The sequence below is a fragment of the uncultured Proteiniphilum sp. genome (assembly GCF_937873925.1).
Taxonomy (GTDB): domain Bacteria; phylum Bacteroidota; class Bacteroidia; order Bacteroidales; family Dysgonomonadaceae; genus Proteiniphilum.
The window spans coordinates 1-4,793 of the sequence record NZ_CALNAT010000065.1 but is presented as its reverse complement, the minus strand read 5'-3'; the positions used below and the strand labels follow the sequence as shown (position 1 = coordinate 4,793).

At 45.4% G+C, this 4,793-nt stretch carries 5 protein-coding genes and 1 pseudogene; all 6 read right to left on the bottom strand.

Annotated features, from left to right (window positions below; genetic code table 11):
- Positions 1–24: 24 nt before the first annotated feature.
- Positions 25–945, bottom strand: a complete 921-nt coding sequence (locus Q0502_RS04500) for a BT4734/BF3469 family protein (RefSeq protein ID WP_298647664.1) — start codon at positions 943–945, stop codon at positions 25–27.
- A 289-nt stretch (positions 946–1,234) separates the two neighbouring features.
- A complete protein-coding gene (locus Q0502_RS04495; protein WP_298647662.1) occupies positions 1,235–2,272 on the bottom strand; it encodes an AAA family ATPase in 1,038 nt (345 codons plus the stop codon).
- Positions 2,273–2,390: 118 nt separating this feature from the next.
- Positions 2,391–2,729, bottom strand: a complete 339-nt coding sequence (locus Q0502_RS04490) for a helix-turn-helix domain-containing protein (RefSeq protein WP_298647659.1) — start codon at positions 2,727–2,729, stop codon at positions 2,391–2,393.
- 147 nt (positions 2,730–2,876) lie between these two features.
- A complete protein-coding gene (locus Q0502_RS04485) occupies positions 2,877–3,731 on the bottom strand; it encodes a hypothetical protein (protein WP_298647656.1) in 855 nt (284 codons plus the stop codon).
- 6 nt (positions 3,732–3,737) lie between these two features.
- Positions 3,738–4,466 carry a tyrosine-type recombinase/integrase gene (locus tag Q0502_RS04480; RefSeq protein WP_298647653.1) on the bottom strand — a complete coding sequence of 243 codons (729 nt, stop codon included), beginning with the start codon at positions 4,464–4,466 and terminating at the stop codon, positions 3,738–3,740.
- Positions 4,467–4,715 (bottom strand): annotated as a pseudogene (locus tag Q0502_RS18955) (phage integrase SAM-like domain-containing protein); the annotation flags it as partial.
- Positions 4,716–4,793: the final 78 nt, after the last annotated feature.

The following is a 4,793-nucleotide window of genomic DNA, read 5'->3' as shown; positions in this document are numbered from 1 at the left end:
TTGTATCCTCCTATTTTTTAGTTGTTATTTAAAATCTGCTTTAGCTGTTATTCCGTATCCGGTGAATAATTCCCGTATTTTGGCAAATGTGGGATGATGTTTACCGGTCTCTCTGACCGCTTTTTTTGCTTCGCTGAACTTCCGGTCACAATCTTCCGGATCGTAGTCGGGAAAGGCTCTGCTAAAGCCGTGGAATGCCTCCCTGCCTGCTTCTCCAAACTCGAAAGCCATAGCACAGGCCATCGAGAACCATTCATCGTATACGAAAGGTGAGTTAATTCCTTCCTCCTCCGCTATCCGCACCCAGGTGGTAACTTCCTCCAGCTTTACCGGGTCCGCTTTGACTGGTCGAACCTGAGGCCTTTCCCTGTGATTCTTTTTACCATTCAGGATAAAAGGATATATCTCCGCGTCCCGGTTGATGTACGGCTCCGGATCGAACGATACAAACCTCAAACGGCCGACGTTGCTGCAGGACGGGTCGATTGTCAGGCCGCACCGTTCAAAATCCTTCCGTAGGCTGGCGAAGTGTTCGCCGTGCTTCGCCGGCTCCTTGATAGGAATCAGCAGGAAATAGCCTTCTCCGCCTGCGGATCTCCCGCAATACGCCACGTATGGCACCGACGAAATGATCTCTTTCAGTTTGTCGTAGTTGCCCAGGTGTTTGTTGTCCTTGTAGTCGATATCGATCGCGATCACGCCGCTGTGCTGCATCAGGTCGCTGTCATTACGTCCGCTGAAGATCCCGGAGGCCGTAAATGCCGGAAGTGCCCTCTTTAGCGTTGCCTTCCTCTCCTGATCCGTCTCTCGCCTCATCCGGTTCACTCGTTCTTTGAAGCGATCGCCTAACACCAGATCACTGATCTTATCTTCGCCCGCAGGGGTTGGATCAAAAATCTTTTTGAAGGCGCTCACTTTTTCGTTGAAAATATCTCTTCGTTTCATAACTCGATGATATGCAGTGGTGTGGCTGTTTTTTTTTTGGTGCAATTGCACTAAATTCAAAACTTGATTTTTCTTCGTCGCTCTACAACTCTCTTTTTGCTCTTTTGGTGCAATTAGCCCCTTATCTGATAATAAGCAGTTAACCAGATGTTTAAAACCCTTAGTGCAATGGTGCAATATTGGTGCAATATTGGTGCAATTGCACCCCGGGTAACAGTGTGGTGCAATGGTGCAACCGCCTATATATATAGGCGGGTACATTGCACTGCACCCCTGCACTATTTTATTTTCACCCGAAAAGATCATCATTCTGTTTTTTTAAATGATAAACATTATTCTCATCTTTGAATAAAATGTCTCCCCGCAGGAAATCCTTGATCGTGCTTTTCGCGGTTCTGTCGCAAACGCCAAAGCGCTCCATTGACTCCGCAACGAGATCCTTGTATCGCATACCTTGATCAGGGAAAAAACCTCGGATGATCTGAGCCCGTTCCAGGTAGTTGCTGCTCTTGCCACGCGCCTGGGGCGTTTCATCGGCCATCACTGGTAATCCTTCGGAGTCTATTGTGAATGCAAAATCCGGCGCCGGTGCGTTCCTGCTCTCTGTTTGCGCCACCGTGAAAATCCCATTCAACTGACTCACCTGGTAGGTCTCCGAACACTTGTTCAAAAGTTCCGTGCCCAAGTGCCCGCGCATGGTGTTGTCGCCTTTACCCTTGTTCTCGTGAAGCACGCAGCAGATGGCGCAGTTCTCCCGGCTGGCCAGCGCCATCAAATCAGAAATAAATGCCTTACTTTCCGCTGAGTCGTTGAAGTCGGCGATCATGTCCACGATGCCATCGATCAGCACGAAATCCGGTTTGAAATCGTGAATAGCTTCCTTTGCAATACCCCACCTGTCTGAGAATGAAAATTCCCGAAGGCTGAGAACCGCGTAATTCGATAAGGGATCGCCCGGGTTGGCATCGATCAGCCTGTAAACTGTTTTTTGCTTCCAGGCAACACTACGCGGGTGCTGCTCGGTATCTACGTGAAGGATCTTTATATTGTCTTTCGGCCGGCTGAATATCCCCAGCCCCTCGTTGAAGTCGTTCGCGAGCATCCCGGCGGTGATCAGGGTCATTGCCGTGGTCTTCCCGGTCTTGGCCTTCCCTTTGATCGCTTGAATGTCTCCTCGTGGAAAAGTACCGGTTCCCCCGATACGGAGAAGGAACTCCGGCGGCAGGTAGTCCACCGAAGGATCAATCACCGTATCCTGCCAGGTACGATGTTCCAACTGTTCAGGACCGCGGGTGTTGAATCGGGATAAATCAATATTTGCTATCATTGTTCTGTTCCATTTTCACGTATGGGCATGACGGATCTCACTCCGCGAAACGCGGAGAGTGATATTTTAACTTTGCCTGTTGTTGCCGGCTGTTTTGCATTCATCACCTTTGGATTTTTTACATTTTTCGTCTTGCGGAGCGCGCAACATTATGGCAAACGGAGTTGTTTTCAGGGATCAACTGTTCACCGGCCCACTCGTCCAGTTCGTCGGTACGAAATACAATCTTTCGTCCTCCGAATCGGTGAAAAGGTATCTGGTTTGTTGATGTGAGCTTATAAATGGTGCTTTTTGCGATGGAAAAACCGTTTTCGTTGAGATAGTCCACGGCTTCGTCAAGGGAGAGTGTGTTTTTACGTACCTGCTCGGCGGGTTTATTCCTTGCCAATGCTTTGGTTATGGCCGTATCAATCAAGTCGGCCAAATCTCCTTTTTTAAGTAAAACTAAATCATCCATATCCTTGTTGTTTTTGAGTTGATTTCTGATACAAAGAAAAGGAGTAAAACTATAATAAACAACTGATTATCAATGGAAAAAGCGACCTTTTTAGGGGTCGCTTTTACTTGTTTTGAGGTCGCTTTAGGTCGCTTTTAGCTTAAATACTTAATCTCCAATGGTCGCAAATTTTTTGAGTATTCCATACAGTTCTTCAAATATCGGGTCGTTTTCGAGCTTGGCCGGGTTATTTTTAATTGCGGCGCCAGAGATTAGTTCTCCTTTATGTGTAAAAAATGTTTGGCAAACTTTTGGTATATCTTTTTCTTTCAGATTATTACTTTTAAGCCCGATTGTCGGTTCTGGATATTTATCAATACCTATTGGAGCTTGCCCCCAAATTAACACCCGGAGCGTTATTTTATCACCCGGCAGCCAGTTAACGGGTTTGAAGTTTCCGGGATCGATCCCCTCACCAGTGAACATCGCTTTAAAGTCCTTTAAGTCACCCTCCATGAAACTCATTTTTCCAATAGGTTTTACTTCTCGAACGCGAGTCAGCTCGTTAAACAAAAATTCAATTTGTCTCTCTGTTAATACCCGTAGGAATTTACCGCCAATTCTCGGGTTATCGCCCGCAATAGCTTTTAATAGTATCGGATTCTTTTCAGTATATGTGAATTGCCAGGCCAAGTCATCAGCATATTCAGGACTTAAATCTATGCCGAGTGTGCCTTTAACTTCCTCGATATCGGACGCAATACGTTTTGAAATCTGCACTATTTCTCTCTTAACAGACTCTTTGTCCTCCGGACTCAGACCCTCCGGCATCTCGCCAAGATCCCAAAAATCGTAAATTGCGCGCTTATGCCTGTAATTGGCCAACTGCTTTTCGATGGATCTCTCCCACATCTTGACCATACGTCCCTCATTTGGGATCAATGCGAGGTACGCCAGCAGGTCGTCGATGTCTCCATACTGAACGGATCCCATGCCCTTAAAGGGAGTGCTATCGTCTTTCATATTTTATCAGTTTAATATAATTTCTGTTTTTGCCCTATTCGCCAAGTCTTTTACAATTTCACCATCACCCATAGGGAGAAGCAATGTATTGTATTTAAACCTCAGTTCCCTCTCCGCCATTTTACTATAGCTATCCGTGACGCTTTCATCCGTGTGGCCCAGGCTATTCTGGATGAATACCCTCGGAACATGCAAACGCTCCAGTATGGTTACGTACGAGTGCCTGGTCGCGTATGTGGTTATGTTATCGGGAAGCTTTAAATCCTTCGCGATGAGCTGAATCGCTTCATTTACGTTCTTTGTAATATCTGCGATCTTACGAACCCTTTGTTTTTCGGTTTGGATGCCATCTAAAAACGGGAATATATAACCCTCTTTGTTTTTGTTGCCATACTCTTTTATGATTTTTTTGAGAGGGGTTGTTATCGGTATGAATATCCGGACAACCTTGCGCCGCTTTTCCTTGGTTTTTTTCCGTATGAAGGTTATCTCTCCGTTTTTGATTTCGTCATATTTCAACCTGCAGATGTCTGTCATGTTAATGCCGTTACCGTAAAAGGAGAACAACCATAAATCACGGTAAAGCTTTATAGGATCCCCGCATTTATATGCCTGTATCATGTGGATCTGGCTTAATTCAAGCGCGAGCTCTCTCCGCTCCCCTTTTGGTATCACATATTTACCTCTTCCAAACGGATATTTTTCGCCGGACAGGTATTTTTCTGAATTTATCACCGTTCGGATGTTTCTCATGTAAAAACCAACTGTCGTCACCGATTTGCCGGACTCTATGAGATATTTTTCAAATCTCCGGAGAAAATCCGGGGTGATGGTTTGAAAAGATATTTTTGAACCTTTGAAACGTTCAAGATTACTTAGCGTGGAAGAATAGCTTTCGGCGTAATTAACTCTATCGTCGGCCATTAATTGGCTTATCTTTCCCCTGAATGCGTCATTGAGGTTCAGGATGTCAGATTTGCCCAAACGTTGCTCGAAAGTGTCAAAAGAAAATTCATTCTTTTCTACTAAATCATCGATGATTTAGTAGAAAAGAATGAATTT